Genomic DNA, 15,399 nt, shown 5'->3' on the forward strand with positions numbered 1-15,399 from the left:
CCTCCGACCCTCGTCCGCCCGGGCGTCGGCGTGTCAGCGTTGAACCGGGTCGCCTGCTCCCAGCAGCCGGGCGATCGCGGCACGGTCGGGCGCCGCTTCCCAGTCTCCGGGCGCGGTGCATGCCACCGCACCGCAGGCGGCGGCAGTGCGGAGACGCCCGCTGAGCGGCGCGCCAGCGAGGAGTTCGGCCAGGTAGCCCGCGACGAATGCGTCCCCGGCGCCGACCGTGTCGACCGCGTGCACGGGGAACGCGGGCTGTTCCGCGGCGCAACCATCGGCAAAGGCGTACGCGCCCTCGGCTCCGAGCTTCACAACCGCCTGCGTTGGGCCCAGCTCGATGATTGCCGCTGCCTGCGCGGCCGGCTCGCGTTCGCCGGTGAGCAGTTCCGCCTCATCGTCGCCCGCGAAGACGACGTCGGCCCGGGCCGCGATCTCGCGGTACGCGGAGGCTGCCGTTGCGTGGTCCCAGAGCCGCGAGCGGTGGTTCACGTCGAACGAGACGATGGTGCCGCCGTCGACCGCGGCGTCGATCGCGGCGTCCAGGGCAGCGCGCGGACCTGCACCCAGCGCGGCCGTGATGCCGGTGACGTGCAGGATACGAGCCTCCCGGATGCGGGCGACGTCGAGGTGCTCAGGCCCCAGCCGGGAGCCGGCGCTGCCCGCACGATAGTACGAAACAGCGCTGGAGCCCACCGCCGGGCGCTCCTTCAGCATCAGGGCGGTAGGTGCGGTCGGGTCATGGGTCGCCGCGGAGGTGACACCCTCGGCGCGCAGTTCCCGCTCGATGAGGCGGCCAAGCGCGTCGTCGCCCAGCCGGCCCATCCACGTCACGGGGACGCCCAGGCGTGCGAGGCCGATTGCGACATTGCTCTCGGCGCCGCCAAAACCCAGATCCATCGTCGGCACAAGCTCAAGCCGCCCGATCCGGGAGGCCACCAGCAGCCCCAGGGATTCACCGAGTGTGACAACGCTCATCGTTTGACCCCCAGGTCGGTCTCGGCCTGGAGCGCGGCTGCTTCCCGGGCGGCCTGGGCGACAGCCTCGACCCCCGCGGTGACACGGGCGGGTGCTGCAATCCACGAGCCGCTGGCCGCGAACACCGCTGGGTGCGCCAGATACTCTCCCAGATTCGCGGCGCTTACCCCTCCGCTGGGCATGAAGCTCACACCGGGGAAGACCGGTGCCAGCGCGCTGATCAGTCCAAGCCCGCCCGCGACGCCGGCGGGGAAGAGCTTGAGGTGGTCAAGGCCGAGGCGGATGCCACGTTGAATGTCGCTCGGCGTCATCACCCCCGGCAGAACCGGAACACCCGCGGCCAGGGCGGCTTCGACAATCTCCTCGTCGAGTCCGGGCGCGACGATGAACGTGGCACCGAGGTCGATCGCCCGCCGCAGTTGCTCGCGGTCGAGCACAGTTCCGGCACCGACAAGCACGTCGCCACGTGCGGCGATGCGCTCGATCGCGGCCATTCCGTACCGGTTACGCAACGCGACCTCGAGCACCGGCAGGCCGCCGGCGACAAGGCCGTCGGCGAGCACATCGGCAGCCCGGGCGTCGTCGATGGTCGCTAGCGGGACAACCCCGCTCAACTCGAGCGTCATCGTGCCATCCATCCGCCGTCAACCGGCAGGGTAACGCCCGTGACGTAGGCGGCCGACGGGCTCGCAAGGAACACCGTTGCGCCCTTCAGGTCCTCGGCGCTGCCCCAACGGCCTGTCGGGATGCGGTCGAGGATGGCCTGCGAGCGCTCCTCGTCCGCGCGCAGCGCCGCGGTGTTATCGGTGGCAATGTAGCCGGGTGCGATCGCGTTCACCGTGACACCGCGTGCTGACCACTCGTTGCTCAGCGCCTTCACGAGGCCGGCAATGCCCGACTTCGCTGCGGTGTACCCCGGCACGTTGATGCCGCCCTGGAAGCTGAGCAGGCTTGCCGTGAAGACGATGCGGCCGTAGCCGCGCTCAAGCATGCCGGCTGCTACGGCCTGCGTGAGTACGAACTGGTTGCGCAGATTCACATCCAGTACTTCATCCCACCACTCAAGGGGATGCTCGGCCGCCGGCGATCGGCGGATGGTCCCTGCGTTGTTAACCAGGATGTCGGCGCGATCCCGTACGGCCGCCCCGAACGCGGTGATGGCATCGCGGTCACGGAAATCAACCGCGTGACCTTCGAAGGATCGTCCCAGCTCGCGAACGCGGGCTCCGATTGCGCCCCCGTCCGCCTCCTGGCTGGCGGACACTGCGATGATGTCAGCCCCCGCCTGTGCGAGTCCCTCTGCCATCGCGAAGCCGATACCGCGGCGGGCGCCGGTGACGACGGCCGTGGTGCCTGTGAGATCGAATGAGACGCTCATGCCTTGACCCCCTGAACGTCTACCAGAATCTTCATGGCGGACGCTGCGAGCAGTGCATCGAACGCTTCCGCGGTGCTCTCGAGGGGCACGATGCGGGTGATCAGGGCGTCTGCCGGAACGGTTCCGGAGGCGATGAGATCGATGGCGCGCTCGAAATCCTCGCGCTCGTAGACGCGGGCGCCAAGCACCTCGAGCTCGCGCCAAAAGATGCGGTGGAGATCCACGGGCACCGGCTCGGGGTGGATCGCGACGAATACCACGCGGCCGCGGGTGCGGGCGTGCCGAGTGGCGTCGAGCGCGGTACCGCGAGTGCCGGCGACTTCAAAGACGACGTCGGCTCCGGCGCCGCCGGTGTGCTCATCGACGACGGCGGCGAGATCGCCCTCGATGGGATCCACGACGATCGCGCCCTGCTTTGCGGCGAAGGCGCGGCGGTCGCCGTCGGGCTCCGCCAGAATGACCTCGGCGCCTGCAGCGCGGGCCACGATCGCAATGAGCTGGCCGATAGGCCCGCCGCCAATGACGACGGCGGTCTCGCCCTGCACGAGTCGCGAGCGCCGCACATCGTGCACTGCGACGGCCAGTGGCTCGACGAGCGCGGCGTGTTCGAGCGAGACGCCAACAGGTAGCGGAACCACGAGGGATGCGGGCACCGTCCACTGCTCCTGGAGGGCGCCCGGCGAGTCGATGCCCACGAAGTCGAGGTGCTGGCAGATGTGCTGGTGGCCGGCGAGGCAGGACGCGCACTTCCCGCACCAGCGCAGCGGCATGACCGTGATCGGCTGCTCCAGCTCCAGCGTGTCCACGTCCGGGCCGACCGCACTGATGACCCCGCTCATCTCGTGGCCGATCACCGCCGGCATGGCCACCCGGGCATCCATATGGCCCAGCACGATGTGCAGGTCTGTGCCGCATATTCCGTTGTACGCCACTCGGATGGTTACTTCGCCGGCCGCAGGGGGCTTGGCCTCAACGCCGGCCACCTCGATCTTTTGACCGCCAATGTATCTAGCTGCTCGCACTTGCGTCTCCTTCGTCGCGCCGAATAAATGATTATGGAACCATGTTCCACTTAAAGTTCCATCTGGTGCAACTAAGTTCTATTTGGTTATAGTAGTCTTCGATCACCCCGGTGGTGCAAGTCACACACCACTCACATTTACTCAACGAGGAGAAAACCATGCAGGGAAGAAGGATGCTCGCCGTTCTGGGCGCAGCCGCAATGACGGCATTGTCACTGGCTTCATGCTCGAGTGCCTCAGGACAAGGCGGCGGAACCGTCCTCCGTGTTGCCTTCAACCAGGACGCCAACCACCCTCAGGCGAAGGCGCTGCAGGAGATGTCGGATGAACTCAAGGCCCAGACCGACGGCCGGTATTCGCTCCAGCTGTACACGGACGCGACCCTTGGCGACCAGGCCGCCACGATCGAACAGGTCCAGTCCGGCACCATCGACTTCGCCGTCGTCGCCGGCAGCCTACTTGAAAACTTCGAATCAGACTTCTCCGTAGTCAACCTGCCGTACCTGTATGAATCGCCTGAGCACCAGATGAAGGTCCTTAACGACCCCGGGGTCACAGCACCGCTCTACGACACGCTGAAGGACGACAACCTGAAGGTGCTGACCGCGTACCACGGCGGCGTCCGCAACGTTTATTCAACCGTCGGCCCGGTCAACAAGCCGGCCGACCTCAACGGCCAGAAAGTCCGCGTCATTGGTTCGGACACCAACGTCCGCATGATGGAGCGGATGGGCGGCGTCGGAACGCCGATGGCGCAGGGCGAGGTTTACACCGCAATCCAGTCCGGCGTGCTTGACGGGGCGGAGAACAACGAGCTCATCTACTCGTCGCTCTCGCATGACGAAATCGCACCCTTTTACTCCCGCACTGAACACCTGATGATGCCCGACTACCTGGTGACAAGCCCGTCCGTGTGGGACCGCATTTCTGAAGAGGACCGCAAGACCTTCGAGAAGCTGTTCTCCACCTCGGTTGACACCGAACTCAAGCTGTTCGGCACCGCCGTCGATGAAGCGGTCACCGCCGCCGAGAAGGCCGGCGCAAAGTTCAGCGACGCCGACGTCACGGCTTTCCGTGAAGCCGCGCTTCCGCTGCATAAAGACCTGGTCAAGTCCGATCTCGCACAGAAGGTTTACGACGCGATCGAGGCGGCTCGCGGCTGATGACCCGAATGAACATGACTACGGCCCGGGCGCGGCTTGACGGCACGCTCCGCGCGGTCTGCGTCGCCCTGTCTGCACTGCTCGTGCTGCTGGTTACCTGGCAGGTCTTTACCCGCCTGGTCCTCGGGGCGCCCAGTGCCTGGTCCGAGGAGGCCGCCCGGCAAACCTTCGTGTGGGTAAGCCTGATCGGAATCGCCATTGCCGTCGGCGAGAAGGCCGACGTCATCATGGACTTCCTGGTCGCCAAGCTGCCCGTGCCGGCTCAGCGCATCACCGACATCATCGCGTACCTCGCGACGCTCGCGTTCGTGCTGTACGTCATGGTGTTCGGCGGGATCCAGCAGTCCATGCTCGCGTGGGGGCAGCGGAATCCGCTGCTGCCCCTCACGCAGGGTCAGCTCTACCTGGCCCTGCCCATTTCGGGTGCGCTGCTGACCATCTACTTGATCATCCACATCGTCGGTACCTTCTCGAGCCGCTATGCCGGCCACGTGGAAAACGACGAGGACCTTGAGGCGGCAGCACTGTGATCGATCCCGGCACCATCAGCTTTATCCTCATCGGTGGCCTCGCGCTGCTGCTCGCGGTCGGCGCTCCCGTTTCCATCGCCATCGGGCTTCCGTCCGCCCTGTGCATGCTGCTCATCGTGGACTTCCAGCGCGGCGCCATCACCGCCGCACAGCAGATGATCGGCGGCACCAACTCGTTCGCCCTGCTGGCCATCCCGTTCTTCGTTCTCGCCGGCGTCATCATGAACAACGGCGGCATCGCCGAGCGGCTGATCAACCTCGCACGGGTGCTCGTGGGCCGCACGCCGGCGCCACTGGTGCAAACCAACGTGATAGCGAACGCGATCTTCGGCTCTGTGTCCGGTTCCGCCGTCGCCAGCGCCGCCGCGGTGGGTTCCACCATGGCTCCGATGCAGCGCCGGGCGGGCTATGACCGCGCCTTCAGCGCTGCGGCGAACATCGCCTCGGCCCCGGCAGGCATGCTGATCCCCCCGAGCAATACGCTCATCGTCTACTCGCTCGCTGCCGGCGGCACGTCGCTTGGCGCGTTGTTCGTCGCCGGGTACGTCCCGGGCATTCTGTGGGCCCTGGCCTGTGCCGCGGTCGGTTTCGGCTACGCCCGGCGGCACCCCGAACTGCGGGGCGAGCCCTGGCCGAAGTTCTCGGTCTTCCTGGTCACACTTGGCCGAGCGGTACCGTCGCTGGGCCTGATCATCGTGGCGATCGGCGGTATTGTCGCCGGTTTCTTCACGCCGACCGAGGGTTCCGCCGTCGCCGTCATCTACTCGCTGCTTCTCTCTTTCTTCTACCGCACCATTTCGTTCAAAGACCTGCCGAAGGTCCTGTTCGACGCCACACGCACCAGCGCGATCGTCATCTTCCTGATCGCGGTGTCGACCATCATGTCCTACGTCATGACCTATGCACGCCTGCCGCAGTTGATCGCCGATTCGCTGTTCGGGTGGACCGATTCGAAGATTGTTGTGCTGCTGATCATGATGCTGGTGCTGCTGTTGATCGGCATCCCGCTCGACCCCACGCCGGCGATCCTGATCTTCACGCCGATCTTCCTGCCCATCGCCGTCTCCTACGGCATCGACCCGGTCCACTTCGGCATCGTGATGGTCTTCAACCTCTCGATTGCGGTGATCTCCCCGCCCTCCGCGCCCGTATTGTTCGTCGGAACCCAGGTCGCGAAGGTCAAACTGGAACCCGTGATCGTCAAACTGGTGCCGTTCCTTGTGGTGCTCATCGCGCTGCTGTTCGTCATCGTCTTCGTCCCCCAGCTTTCCCTGTGGCTCCCCGGCCTCATGGGTCTGCTCTAACCACTTCCGAAGGAACACCATGACCGCCGTCTACGGCCCAACATCCCCCGAGCAGATCCCCGGCGCCACCCAGCAGCAGCTGCGCGACCGATACCTCATCGAAGATCTGTTCGTTCCCGGCAGCGTACGAACCGTTGTCACCCACTACGATCGCGTGGTGGCGGTCGGCGCCGTGCCGACCGATTCTCCCCTCGGGCTCGAGGCCGTGCCGGAAATCCGCAGCGAGCAGTTCCTCGATCATCGCGAGATCGGGATCGTCAACATCGGGGCGGCGGGTGCCGTGCACGCCGACGGTGAGCGTCACGTTATGCCCACCGGCGCGTGCCTGTACCTGGGCCGCGGGGTGAAGGACGTGGTGTTCGAGTCGGACGACGCCGGGACCCCCGCCCGCTTCTACGGCTTCTCAGCCCCGGCGCACGCCACCTACCCCACGGCACTGGTCGAACCCGGGCAGGGCACCGTCCGCGAGCTCGGGGATCCGCTGACTTCCAATCGCAGGACCATTAACCAGTACATTCACGAAGACGGCGTGCGCAGCTGCCAGGTGGTCATGGGCGTCACGCAATTGCACCCCGGCAGCATGTGGAACACCATGCCGGCGCACACCCACGACCGCCGCACAGAGTTCTACGTCTACTTCGATGTACCCGAGGAAGCTCGAGTCGTTCACCTCATGGGGGAACCGTCCGAGACCCGACATATGCTTGTTGCCGACGGGGGTCTGGTGCTTTCACCGTCCTGGTCGATCCATTCGGGCGTGGGAACGTCGAACTACTCATTCGTGTGGGCGATGGCCGGGGAGAACCAGGCCTTCGACGATATGGATGGCGTCGCGATTGCTGAAGTGAGATGAGATGATGCGGGTCATGACCAGGGAACCCACGGAGCTCGATACGAGCCCGGCGCCGTCTATGGGCGCGAGTGAGAAGACGTTGCGGGTGCTGGAAGCCGCAATCCTCTACGACCGCTTCACTGACATCGTCGAGGAGACCCGGCTGCCCAAGGCGACCGTGCACCGCATTCTCGCGACGCTGGCAGAGTTGAAGTTCCTCGCCGGCGACAGCGACCGCGGGTACCACCCCGGCTCCCGCCTCCTCGGCATTGCCGGCCGGGCCATCTCCCGGCTCGACATCTCCTTCATTGCCGAACCGATCGTCGAGAAGCTGGTACGGGACGTTGACTGCACGGTTCACGTCGGCGTAGCCAACGATTTCGAGATGGTGTACGTCATCCGCAAAGACTCGTCAAAGCCCTACCGGATGGCTTCGCGCGTAGGGCTGGCCATGCCGATGCACTGCTCGGGTATGGGGAAGGCGGTCATCGCGAGCTGGACGCCCGAGCAGGTGGACCGGTTGATAGCCGAGGTCGGCCTGCCGGCCCGCACCGATAAGACCATCACTGATCCCGAGCAGCTGCGCACGGAGCTCGCCGCCGTGCGTCAGCGCGGTTATGCGCTCGATCTCGGTGAGAATGAGCGCGGTACGGTGTGCGTCTCGACTCCGATCCGGGACCACCTCGGCCGGGTGATGTATGGCTTGTCCATCTCCTCGCTTGAGCTTGAGTATCCCGGTTCCAGCATTGAGCAGTTTGCGCCGCAGGCAATCGCCGCCGCGGAGGAGATCTCTCGGGCCCTGGGGTCCCCGGTGGGCCGCGCCGGCGCCTAGTGCCGTAGGGGCGAATACCTTGACTTTGACTCAGATCCGCACCGCCGCCACGAAGACAGGCGTCGGCCAACGGGGCTCAATGGCTTTTGTTATGGAGAGCAGCGGATGGTCCATAGCCACGCTCGGTGCGGCTATGGACCATCTGGTTGGGGTTGGTGCTCTTATTGGCCGATGCCGGTGACACCAACCATGATCGGTACAAGGCTGATGATCAGAATGGCGCCGAGAATATCGAACGTGAAACCGGTGCGGACCATGCGGGTGATTGGGACTGCTCCGGAGCCGTAGACGATCGCGTTCTGCGGTGTCGACACGGGCAGCATGAACCCGAACGATGCTGCGAAGGTCGCTGCCAGCGCGGGCACGATGGGGTCCACGCCCATGGCTACACAAAGTGGAATAACAATCGGAACAACGACGGCGGCAGAGGCAGTATTGCTCGTAGTTTCCGAGATAAGGATGGCCAGGATTGCCGAGAATGCGGTGATGGCAACAACGCTCGTGACACCCAAGTTCGCTGCGGCAGCCTTGCCGATTGATTCCGCCAGACCGGTTGACGCCAACAGGGCTCCGAAGATGATGCCTGTACCGAAGAGGATGATCGTTCCCCAGTCGATCTTCGCGGCATCGGACCAGGTCAGGGTCGCGCGGCGTTCTTTCCAGTTGGTCGGCAGGATGAACAGCAGGGAGGCGCCTATGACCGCAACAATGCCTTCGTCCAGGCGATCATCGAGGAAGGCATAAAGTTCCGAGTCGGTGCCGGTCATAAGGCTGGCAATCGCCGGGAGGAGCCACAGCGTAACGGTCAGTCCGAAGGCGATCAGGGTGTTGATCTCCGCCCGGGACATCCTGCCTTGCTGGGCCTTCTGCTCGGCGATGAACTCCTCCACCCCTTCAATGCGGCGGATTTCCGGCTTGTTGAGCAGGAACATGATGAGTGCAAGCACACCGAACATAGCCGCACAGACAGGAGCGACCGTGGCGGTCCATTGGACGAATGAAATCTCAACGCCGGTTGCTTCCTCTATGAGGCCGCGGCCAATCAGGTTTGGGGGCGCTCCCACCGGTGTCAGGAGGCCGCCCACGCTGGCGCTGTAGGCAAGCATCAGCATCAGTGCTGCACCCACGCGGAGTCGGAGGGGGTCAAAATCTGCTTTGACGATTCCGCGGTCCTGCATCAGTTTTGCGATCACAGCCAGGATGCCGAGAGCCGTGGGCATGAGCATCGCGACGGTGGCGGTGTTCGAGACGAACGCCGACAGGACGCATGTGATGACGCCGAAGGCGATAACTATGCGGTAGGTGGATTTCGCAACGCCGGGGACGGACAGAACCGCGAAGGCAAGCCGTTGGGCTATGCCGTGTTTGAGCATGGCCGCGGCAAGGATGAACGCACCAATAAAGGTGAAGATGGTGGTCGAACCGAAGGGCCTCAGCACCTCGTTGGCCGGTGCCACGCCGAGCAGGACGATGGCGGCCACCCCGATCAGGCCGCCGACCGGGATAGGCACCGGTTCGCAGATCCACAGGATGATGACACCCAGCAAGACCGCCGCCAGCAGTTGCTGGGTGTGATCCATCCCGGTCGGAAGCAGCGCAAAGACTATTGCGACCGCCGGCGCAAGGAAGAATCCAAGTGTCTGGCGCGCCCGTTCGAAGTTCTCTTCCCGGGGAGAGAGCTTCTGCTCGCTCAGACTCCTGAACGTTTTGCCGCCCAATAAGGCGGCGCGAACATCCGTCCGCTGAGGTGATTCGGTGATTACAGAGGATGCCGTTAGCTTGCTGGACATCTTCGTCCTTTCGTCATACGTCATGAGGATTGAACCCACTGTGCCCTCGTGACGAGCATCACGTCCAAGACCGGTTTCCTACTGGCCTGATAGGAAAATCCGATCGTGTGCATGATGTGGCTACCTTCACTGATTCCAAGTCTTGACCTTTACCAGAGATCCGTTCCGGGCCGATACTGCTCTATCGTCGTTCCCATGAAAGCTCCGCTTCAGGGGCGTCCAAGACCTAGAGGCAATACCTCTGATAGGCATAACCTATCGGCATCTGGCCGCTCGTAGTGGCAGCACGACTGCTGTCCTTAAGCTACTAATCAGGTAAGGAAAGCTAAGTGGATACGCGTAAGTTGAAGTATTTTTTGGCCGTGGTCGATCACGAGGGGTTCAACCGCGCCGCTGAGCACCTGCTGATCGCGCAGCCCTCCCTGTCACAGACCATCGCCAGCCTCGAGAAGGACCTCGGCGTGCCCTTGTTCCACCGCATCGGCCGCCGAGCCGTCCTCAGCGAGGCGGGCAAGGAGCTGGTCGGTCCGGCCAGGCTGGTGATGCGTGATCTGGATGCGGCGCAGTCGGCAGTTCAATCGTTGCGCGGAATCCGCAGCGGACGTCTGGACATCATCACCATGCCCTCCCCCGGCATTGAACCGCTGACCTCGATGATCGCCGGTTTTACCCGCCTGCACCCTTCTGTCCGGCTGAACGTCAGCGCCGCTTTCACCCCGGAGGAAGTGATCGACTCCGTACGGTCGGGCAGCACGGAAATCGGCCTGGCCGGCTCCCCCACACCTGTTCGCGTGCCTGGTATTCAAGTCCTCGACCTGGAACGTCAGCCCTTGATCCTCATCGTCAACCCCTACGCGGACACCTTCGACGCCGGGACAGCAATACAACGCGAAGACCTTGGCGGCCACCGTCTGATCGCTAGCCAGCGCGGATCCTTGATGCGCTGGCTCGTCGATGACGCGTTGGCCCATGGAGTCAACACGGAGATCGTTGCCGAAGTCGCCCACCGGACATCCATCCTGCCGCTCGTGCTGGCGGGCGTGGGACACGCCGTCATGCCCTCGTCCTGGGCGCCCACGGCACATAAAGCCGGCCTCCGCACCCTGCTGATCGAGCCGGTCTCACATCTGGACGTGGCAATACTGAGCCGAAAACAGGACTTGACCCCAGCCGCCCGCGCCTTCCTGAAAGTCGCGGAACTCCACGTCGCCGCGGGGGCTGCACCTGACCAATAGGCCATGCCTATCTAGCGAATTGGATCTTGGTCTTGGACGCGTTCCGCGGCTGTGGCCTCTACTTGAAGAGGAAGAACAGTGTGACCCCGCCAACAGGCTCACTGCTAACAAACTCAATGAGGAGGATGGCACATGAGCGCCACCAAGAAATTCAGCATCGCATCCATCCCCGCCGACGGCGTGGGTAAGGAAGTTGTCGCCGCGGGCCGTCGCGTTCTAGATGCCCTGGCAGAGAACTCCAACGGCAAGTTCGCTTTCGAATGGACCGAGTTCCCCTGGGGCTCGGAGTACTACGCTCGGACCGGCCAGATGATGGACCCCAAGGGCCTGGACGCCCTCAAAGACTTCGATGCCATCTACTTCGGCGCTGTCGGCTGGGAAAACGTCCCCGACCACATCAGCCTCTGGGGCCTGCGCCTGAACATCACCCAGAACTTCGACCAGTGGGCTAATATCCGTCCCGTGAAGTTCCTCCCCGGCGTGCAGTCCCCGTTGCGCAAGGCCGACAACACCGAGCTGGACTGGGTGGTTGTCCGCGAAAACAGTGAGGGCGAATACGCCGGTCTGGGCGGACGCAACCTCAGCGGCCGCGGCCCCGGCAACGAGGTCGCCCTGCAGACCGCGCTGTTCACGGAAAAGGGCTGCGAACGGATCATGCGCTTTGCCTTCGACCTGGCCCGCACCCGCACGGTCAAGAAGGTGTCCTCGGTGACGAAGTCCAATGCTCAGCAGTACGGCATGGTCCTCTGGGACGAGGTCTTCAACCGCGTGGCGCTTGACTACCCCGACGTTCAGACCGAAAGCGTTCTGGTCGACGCAATGAGCGCTAAGTTCATTCTCAAGCCAGAGGACCTCTCTGTTGTGGTGGCCTCCAACCTGAACGCGGACATCCTCTCCGACCTCGGCTCCGCCCTCGCAGGCAGCCTCGGCCTCGCCGCCAGCGCAAACCTGAACCCGGAGCGCCGCTTCCCGTCGATGTTCGAACCGGTCCACGGCTCCGCACCGGACATTGCCGGCAAGGGCATCAGCAACCCCATCGGCGCCATCGCCAGTGCCGCGCTGATGCTGGACCACTTTGGCCTGCACGACGAGGCCCGCAAGGTTGAAGCCGCCATCGAACAGACCACCGGTGCCGGCTTCCTCACCCGCGATATCGGGGGCGACGCCAACACCGAGGACGTCACCGAGGCCCTCATCAACGCCCTGACCAACAAGCTCGCGGCCGTCTAACCGTTCCGCCTGCACCACAACAGTTACGACGGCGGCCCGCCGGCCGCCGTCGTACTCATGTCCACCGTTTATCAGTACTCCAGCGGCATTCCAACAATGAGGTAGGAATTATGGAACACATCACAACCGGCCACGCGTCGCCGGCCACCAAGACGCGCTGGTACCGGCAGCTCTATTTCTGGGTCCTGACCGCGATCGTTGCCGGCATCCTCGTAGGCTGGCTGGCGCCGAACGTGGGCATCGCGATGGAACCCATCGGCACCACTTTCGTTGACGCGATGAAAATGCTCATCGGCCCCATCGTCTTCCTGACCATCGTCGGTGGCATCGCCAGCGTCGCGGACCTGAAGAAGGTGGGCATGACGGGCCTGAAGGCCCTTACCTACTTCCAGGTCGGCACGATCTGCGCGATGGTCTTCGGCCTGGTGGCCATCAACCTCTTCCGCCTCGGCGACGGCGTCAACGCCGATGCCAGCAAGATCGAAACCTCCGAATCCGCTGCAAAGCTGATCGACGCCGGCCAGCACCAGGAGTGGTGGCAGTTCCTGACCCACATCATCCCGGAAAGCATGGCGGCCCCCTTCGTTGAGGGCAACATCCTGCAGATCATTTTCATTGCAGTGGTGTTCGGCATCGCACTGAACGCCATGGGTAAGGTCGGCGCTCCCGTGCTCGAGGGCGTGCAGCGCCTCACCGGGGTGATGTTCAAGATCCTGAGCTTCATCATGAAGGCCGCACCGGTGGGTGCCTTCGGCGCCATGGCCTACGCGGTGGGCAAGTTCGGCGTGTCGTCGCTGACCAGCATGGGCGGCCTGATCGCGCTGTTCTACATCACCTCCATCCTTTTCGTCGTGGTGGTCCTCGGCTCCGTCATGGCCTTCCTGAAGCTGAACATCTTCAAGATGATCCGCCACCTTAAAGAGGAATACATGCTCATCCTGGGCACCTCCACCGCCGAACCGGCCCTACCGGGCCTGATGCGCAAGCTGGAGCACGCCGGAGTGAAGAAGGAAACCGTGGGCCTCGTGGTCCCCACCGGCTACAGCTTCAATCTCGACGGTGCGGCGATCTATCTCTCCCTGGCCGCCCTCTACATCGCCCAGGCCACCAACACCGACCTGAGCATCGGCCAGCAGCTCGGACTGCTCGCAGTCATGCTCCTGACCTCCAAGGGCGCAGCGGGCGTCGCCGGCGGCGGCTTCATCGCCCTCACGGCCACGCTCACCACCCTGGGCACCATCCCGGCCGCCGGCATCATGCTCATCTTCGGCATCGACAAGTTCATGTCGGAATGTCGCGCCATCGTGAACTTCACCGGCAACGCCGTGGCCACTCTCTTCATCGCCTGGTGGGACCGCACCCTCGACGCCGACCGTGTCCGCCGGGTCTTCAATGGCGAATCCGTGGAGCCGCTGCCCATCGAGACCCCCAGTGACCTGGACGAGGTCACCGGCACCGACAATCACCTGATTGACTACGGCTACGACCGCCCGGTGCACCCGGCTCCGGTGGAACCGGCATCTAGGCATGCCTCCGACGTCGAACCAGCCCAACCTTCTGATCGCCGCCCCGCCTACTCGGAAATCGTCTGACATGCCAAGCGCCATCGCCCCGAAAACCGTCCGGACCTTGATCGCGCCCGACAAGTTCAAAGGCAGCCTCACCGCCGCCGAAGTTGCCGACGCTTTGGCCGCCGGGCTTCGTTCAACAGCAAATGCCGGGACGGTGCACTGCGAGCTACTTCCACTCGCGGACGGAGGTGACGGCAGCGTCGACGCCGCCGTCGCCTCCGGCTTCAGCCGCCACAGCTGCACCGTTGCCGGACCCACCGCCGAGCCCGTCGAGGCCGACATCGCGTTCGACGGCACCACTGCAGTTATAGAGGTCGCCAACACCTGCGGACTGGCACTCCTGCCCGGCGCCAAACTCGAACCGATGAAGGCGTCCAGCCGCGGCTTCGGTGAAGCCATCCTCTTCGCACTCGGCCTCAAACCGACAAGAATCGTCCTGGCATTGGGCGGCAGCGCCAGCACCGATGGGGGCATGGGAATGCTCACCGTCCTCGGATACCGCTTTCTCGATGCTTCAGGCCGCGAGCTCCACGGCAACGGACTGACCCTGGCGCAGGTTCACTCGGTCCGCGGCAGCGCCCTTCCCACTCTGAAGAGCACGGAGATCATTGTTGCCAGCGACGTACACAACCCGCTGCTTGGAGAGAACGGCGCCCCCGCAGTCTTCGGACCTCAAAAGGGTACGGGACCCGGTGAGGTAACAGCCCTCGAACAAGGCCTGAGCAACCTCGTGACAAAAATGGAAGAAGCCGGATTTACCAACTCCGCGGCGCTGGCCGAGCACGAAGGTGCCGGAAGCGCCGGCGGCATCGGCTATGCGTGCCTGCTCCTCGGCGCAAAGCAGGTCTCCGGGGCCGACTTCTTCCTTGACCTGCTGGACTTCAACAGCCGCAAAGACACGTGCGACGTCGTCATCACCGGCGAAGGCAGCATTGACGAGCAAACCCTCGCCGGAAAACTGCCCGCAGCCGTCGCAAGGCGGTCCGGCGCGCGGCCCATCATCGCCGTCGCCGGCCGGTCCCTCCTCCCCAAAGAGCGTTGGACCGAAATGGCACTGACCCGGGTCTACGCCCTGGCCGACTACACCGAGCAGGACTCCTCCAAAGACCCCGACCTTTCCGCCTCACTGCTGCGGCAGATCGGTCAAGATATCGCAACGAGCCTTCTCTAGGCCCCCTCCACAAACAGCATCGCCCGTCCGGGAGCCCTCGGTTTTCATTGGGCCGAAAGCTCAGCACAGCGACACCGCTCGCTGGCTTGCCGATCAGCAGGACAACCACGTCGTCACCCGCCAGAAGCTGCGTCAATCGCGGTTGGAGTTCGCGAGGGCGGGGGTGGGCGTCGAGAACCCAATGTTGAAATCATGAAGCCTGTGGGCAACGACGGCGGCGGCCGTCGTCGCCCGCCGGGGCGCCTGGCCGCCTGCCGCATCGTCGGAAGCCAAAACTTCATCACGGGCAGAGGACGGAACCGCGTCCACCTTTGAGTCCGACGACGCGTCGACGATCCGACCGACAACCTGTCGGGCGCACCAAGT

General features: G+C 64.3%; 15 protein-coding genes. 9 read left to right on the forward strand and 6 right to left on the reverse strand.

Features of this window, described 5'->3' with window-relative positions:
• Positions 1-33: 33 nt before the first annotated feature.
• From ACTWQD_RS14865 to ACTWQD_RS14880, 4 genes are read right to left on the reverse strand one after another with little or no spacing between them, the layout of a single operon-like run.
• Positions 34-975, reverse strand: coding sequence for a sugar kinase (locus ACTWQD_RS14865; RefSeq protein ID WP_443196892.1), 942 nt, complete (start codon positions 973-975; stop codon positions 34-36).
• Entirely contained in the window at positions 972-1,601 is a 630-nt protein-coding gene (locus ACTWQD_RS14870; RefSeq protein WP_443196893.1) for a bifunctional 4-hydroxy-2-oxoglutarate aldolase/2-dehydro-3-deoxy-phosphogluconate aldolase, read from the reverse strand. Before ACTWQD_RS14870 ends, ACTWQD_RS14865 begins: the two co-directional genes overlap by 4 nt.
• Positions 1,598-2,353, reverse strand: coding sequence for an SDR family oxidoreductase (locus ACTWQD_RS14875; protein ID WP_443196894.1), 756 nt, complete (start codon positions 2,351-2,353; stop codon positions 1,598-1,600). The genes ACTWQD_RS14870 and ACTWQD_RS14875 overlap by 4 nt, the downstream gene beginning before the upstream one ends.
• Positions 2,350-3,375: a zinc-dependent alcohol dehydrogenase gene (locus ACTWQD_RS14880; RefSeq protein WP_443196895.1), complete on the reverse strand. Its 1,026-nt coding sequence runs from the start codon at positions 3,373-3,375 to the stop codon at positions 2,350-2,352. The genes ACTWQD_RS14875 and ACTWQD_RS14880 overlap by 4 nt, the downstream gene beginning before the upstream one ends.
• 158 nt (positions 3,376-3,533) lie before the next feature.
• Here ACTWQD_RS14880 and ACTWQD_RS14885 point away from each other — a divergent pair, with 158 nt between their 5' ends.
• From ACTWQD_RS14885 to ACTWQD_RS14905, 5 genes are read left to right on the forward strand one after another with little or no spacing between them, the layout of a single operon-like run.
• Positions 3,534-4,538 (forward strand): TRAP transporter substrate-binding protein, encoded by a 1,005-nt coding sequence (locus tag ACTWQD_RS14885; RefSeq protein ID WP_443196896.1) that lies wholly within the window; start codon positions 3,534-3,536, stop codon positions 4,536-4,538.
• On the forward strand, positions 4,538-5,068 hold the full coding sequence (locus ACTWQD_RS14890; RefSeq protein ID WP_443196897.1) for a TRAP transporter small permease: 531 nt from the start codon (positions 4,538-4,540) through the stop codon (positions 5,066-5,068). Before ACTWQD_RS14885 ends, ACTWQD_RS14890 begins: the two co-directional genes overlap by 1 nt.
• The gene (locus ACTWQD_RS14895; RefSeq protein WP_443196898.1) at positions 5,065-6,372 is read left to right on the forward strand and encodes a TRAP transporter large permease; all 1,308 of its coding nucleotides are present in this window, start codon (positions 5,065-5,067) and stop codon (positions 6,370-6,372) included. The genes ACTWQD_RS14890 and ACTWQD_RS14895 overlap by 4 nt, the downstream gene beginning before the upstream one ends.
• Before the next feature lie 19 nt (positions 6,373-6,391).
• Positions 6,392-7,225 carry a 5-dehydro-4-deoxy-D-glucuronate isomerase gene (gene kduI, locus ACTWQD_RS14900; protein ID WP_443196899.1) on the forward strand — a complete coding sequence of 278 codons (834 nt, stop codon included), beginning with the start codon at positions 6,392-6,394 and terminating at the stop codon, positions 7,223-7,225.
• A 13-nt stretch (positions 7,226-7,238) separates the two neighbouring features.
• Positions 7,239-8,036: an IclR family transcriptional regulator gene (locus ACTWQD_RS14905; protein WP_443196900.1), complete on the forward strand. Its 798-nt coding sequence runs from the start codon at positions 7,239-7,241 to the stop codon at positions 8,034-8,036.
• Positions 8,037-8,197: 161 nt separating this feature from the next.
• Here ACTWQD_RS14905 and ACTWQD_RS14910 read toward each other — a convergent pair whose 3' ends face one another.
• Positions 8,198-9,826, reverse strand: coding sequence for an SLC13 family permease (locus ACTWQD_RS14910; protein ID WP_443196901.1), 1,629 nt, complete (start codon positions 9,824-9,826; stop codon positions 8,198-8,200).
• Between the two features lie 329 nt (positions 9,827-10,155).
• On the opposite strand from ACTWQD_RS14910, the gene ACTWQD_RS14915 reads away from it, so the two are divergent.
• The 4 genes from ACTWQD_RS14915 to ACTWQD_RS14930 all read left to right on the forward strand — a co-directional run bounded on the left by ACTWQD_RS14915 (position 10,156) and on the right by ACTWQD_RS14930 (position 15,033).
• Positions 10,156-11,061, forward strand: coding sequence for a LysR family transcriptional regulator (locus ACTWQD_RS14915; RefSeq protein ID WP_443196902.1), 906 nt, complete (start codon positions 10,156-10,158; stop codon positions 11,059-11,061).
• A gap of 132 nt (positions 11,062-11,193) precedes the next feature.
• Positions 11,194-12,291: a tartrate dehydrogenase gene (locus ACTWQD_RS14920; protein ID WP_443196903.1), complete on the forward strand. Its 1,098-nt coding sequence runs from the start codon at positions 11,194-11,196 to the stop codon at positions 12,289-12,291.
• Between the two features lie 110 nt (positions 12,292-12,401).
• The gene (dctA, locus tag ACTWQD_RS14925) at positions 12,402-13,883 is read left to right on the forward strand and encodes a C4-dicarboxylate transporter DctA (RefSeq protein ID WP_443196904.1); all 1,482 of its coding nucleotides are present in this window, start codon (positions 12,402-12,404) and stop codon (positions 13,881-13,883) included.
• A gap of 1 nt (position 13,884) precedes the next feature.
• Positions 13,885-15,033, forward strand: a complete 1,149-nt coding sequence (locus ACTWQD_RS14930; RefSeq protein WP_443196905.1) for a glycerate kinase — start codon at positions 13,885-13,887, stop codon at positions 15,031-15,033.
• Positions 15,034-15,165: 132 nt separating this feature from the next.
• Here the strand turns inward: ACTWQD_RS14930 and ACTWQD_RS14935 are convergent, their stop codons facing one another.
• Entirely contained in the window at positions 15,166-15,306 is a 141-nt protein-coding gene (locus ACTWQD_RS14935) for a hypothetical protein (RefSeq protein WP_443196906.1), read from the reverse strand.
• Positions 15,307-15,399 lie beyond the last annotated feature (93 nt).

The sequence above is a fragment of the Pseudarthrobacter sp. 1C304 genome (genome assembly GCF_052245515.1).
Lineage (GTDB): Bacteria > Actinomycetota > Actinomycetes > Actinomycetales > Micrococcaceae > Arthrobacter.